Consider the following 2,194-nt stretch of genomic DNA (forward strand, 5'->3'; position numbering starts at 1 on the left):
ATCGCGAGCAGGCTCGCTCCCACAGAGCTAATTGTTGGCTGAGCGTTTTGCGTTTCGCACAAAGCCAATGTGGGAGCGAGCCTGCTCGCGATGCTGTCAGGTGCGTTACTGGTTCAGACGTTTGTCGATCAGCCCCTGCACCACGCTTGGATCGGCCAGTGTCGAGGTGTCCCCCAGACTGTCCAGTTCGTTGCACGCGATCTTGCGCAGGATGCGCCGCATGATCTTGCCCGAACGGGTTTTCGGCAAGGCCGGGGCCCATTGGATCAAGTCCGGTTTGGCGAAACTGCCAATCTCCTTGCTGACGTGAGCCAGCAATTCCTTCTTCAGCTCGTCATTGGCCTCGGTGCCGTTCATGGGCGTGACGAAGGCATAGATGCCCTGGCCCTTGAGGTCGTGGGGATAACCGACCACGGCGGCCTCGGCGATGCTGTCGTGCAGCACCAGCGCGCTTTCTACCTCGGCAGTGCCGATGCGGTGCCCGGAGACGTTGATCACGTCGTCGATGCGCCCGGTGATCCAGTAATCGCCATCCTCATCACGCCGCGCGCCGTCGCCGGTGAAGTAGTAGCCGGGGTAGGGCTTGAAGTAGGTGTCGACCATCCGTTGCGGGTCGCCATAGACGCTGCGGATCTGCGCCGGCCAGCTGGATTTGATCGCCAGCACGCCGCTGCCGGCGCCTTTGATTTCCTTGCCCGTTTCATCCAGCAGCACCGGTTGCACGCCGAACATCGGTTGGGTGGCGCAGCCGGGCTTGATCCGTTGCGCGCTGACCAGCGGGCTGAGCATGATGCCGCCGGTTTCGGTCTGCCACCAGGTGTCGACGATCGGACACCGCTGTTCGCCGACGACGTTGAAGTACCAGTCCCACGCCTCCGGGTTGATCGGCTCACCGACGCTGCCGAGTAATCTGAGGCTCTGGCGAGAAGTGTCCTTCAACGGCTCTGGGCCTTCACGCATCAGCGAGCGCAGCGCAGTCGGGGCGGTGTAGAAAATGTTGACGTGGTGTTTGTCGATCACCTGCCAGAAGCGCGAACTGTTCGGGTAACTTGGCACGCCTTCGAAGATCAGCGTGGTCGCGCCGTTGGCCAGCGGGCCATAGACGATGTAACTGTGGCCGGTGACCCAGCCGACGTCGGCGGTGCACCAGAAGACTTCACCATCGCGGTAGTCGAGCACGTACTTGAAGGTCATCGCCGCTTGCAGCAGATAGCCGCCAGTGGTGTGCAGTACGCCTTTGGGTTTGCCGGTGCTGCCGGAGGTGTAGAGGATGAACAGCGGGTCTTCGGCGTCCATGGGCTCTGGCGGGCAATCGTCGCTGACGTCGCGTAGCGCCTGGTGATACCAGAGATCGCGACCTTCAACCCAGTCCACTTTGCCTTGGGTGCGCTCGACGACGATGACGGTGCTGACGTTCGGGCAACTTTGCAGCGCCTCGTCGACCTTCTGCTTGAGCGGCACGAATTTGCCGCCGCGCACGCCTTCATCGGCGGTGATCACCGTGCGGCAGTCGGCGTCGAGAATCCGGTCGCGCACAGAGTCTGGAGAGAAGCCGCCGAACACCACCGAATGCACCGCGCCAATCCGCGTACAGGCGAGCATGGCGTAGGCCGCTTCGGGAATCATCGGCATGTAGATGCACACGCGGTCACCCTTTTTCACGCCACGGCTTTTGAGCACGTTGGCCAGGCGACAGACGTTGTGATGGAGTTTCTTGTAGGTGATCTGCGCGGATTCGGCGGGGTCGTCGCCTTCCCAGAGGATGGCGATCTGATCGCCGCGTTTTTCCAGGTGACGGTCGATGCAGTTGTAACTGACGTTCAACTTGCCACCGGCAAACCAGCTGGCCTCGCCGGTCTTCAGGTTATAGCGCTGGACGGTGTCCCAAGGCGTGCTCCAGTCGAGAAAGCGGGTGGCCTGCTCGGCCCAGAACTCACTGGGGTGCTCGATGGATTGACGGTAGAGGCGGTGGTAGTCGTCTTGACTCAAGTGTGCAGCCCGGCGGACGGCATCGGCTTTGGGGAACGTGCTGATATCGAACATGACGGTTCCTTATTCTTGTTTTGCGACAAGTAATAAAGATGCGCCGAGTAGCGAAAGGGTTCAAGCCAGACACAAAACAACGGTAGGAGTGAGCCTGCTCGCGATGGCGGTGGATCATTCAACATCGATGTTGAATGAAAAACCGCTATCG

At 60.8% G+C, this 2,194-nt stretch carries 1 protein-coding gene; it reads right to left on the minus strand.

Going from position 1 to position 2,194, the window contains the following annotated elements; translation table 11 throughout:
* Positions 1-105: 105 nt before the first annotated feature.
* Positions 106-2,043 carry an acetate--CoA ligase gene (gene acs, locus QMX98_RS34170; RefSeq protein ID WP_010467593.1) on the minus strand — a complete coding sequence of 646 codons (1,938 nt, stop codon included), beginning with the start codon at positions 2,041-2,043 and terminating at the stop codon, positions 106-108.
* Between the last annotated feature and the right edge of the window lie 151 nt (positions 2,044-2,194).

Origin of the sequence: Pseudomonas sp. PS02303 (genome assembly GCF_029959925.1) — a bacterium.
Classification (GTDB): domain Bacteria; phylum Pseudomonadota; class Gammaproteobacteria; order Pseudomonadales; family Pseudomonadaceae; genus Aquipseudomonas; species Aquipseudomonas mandelii.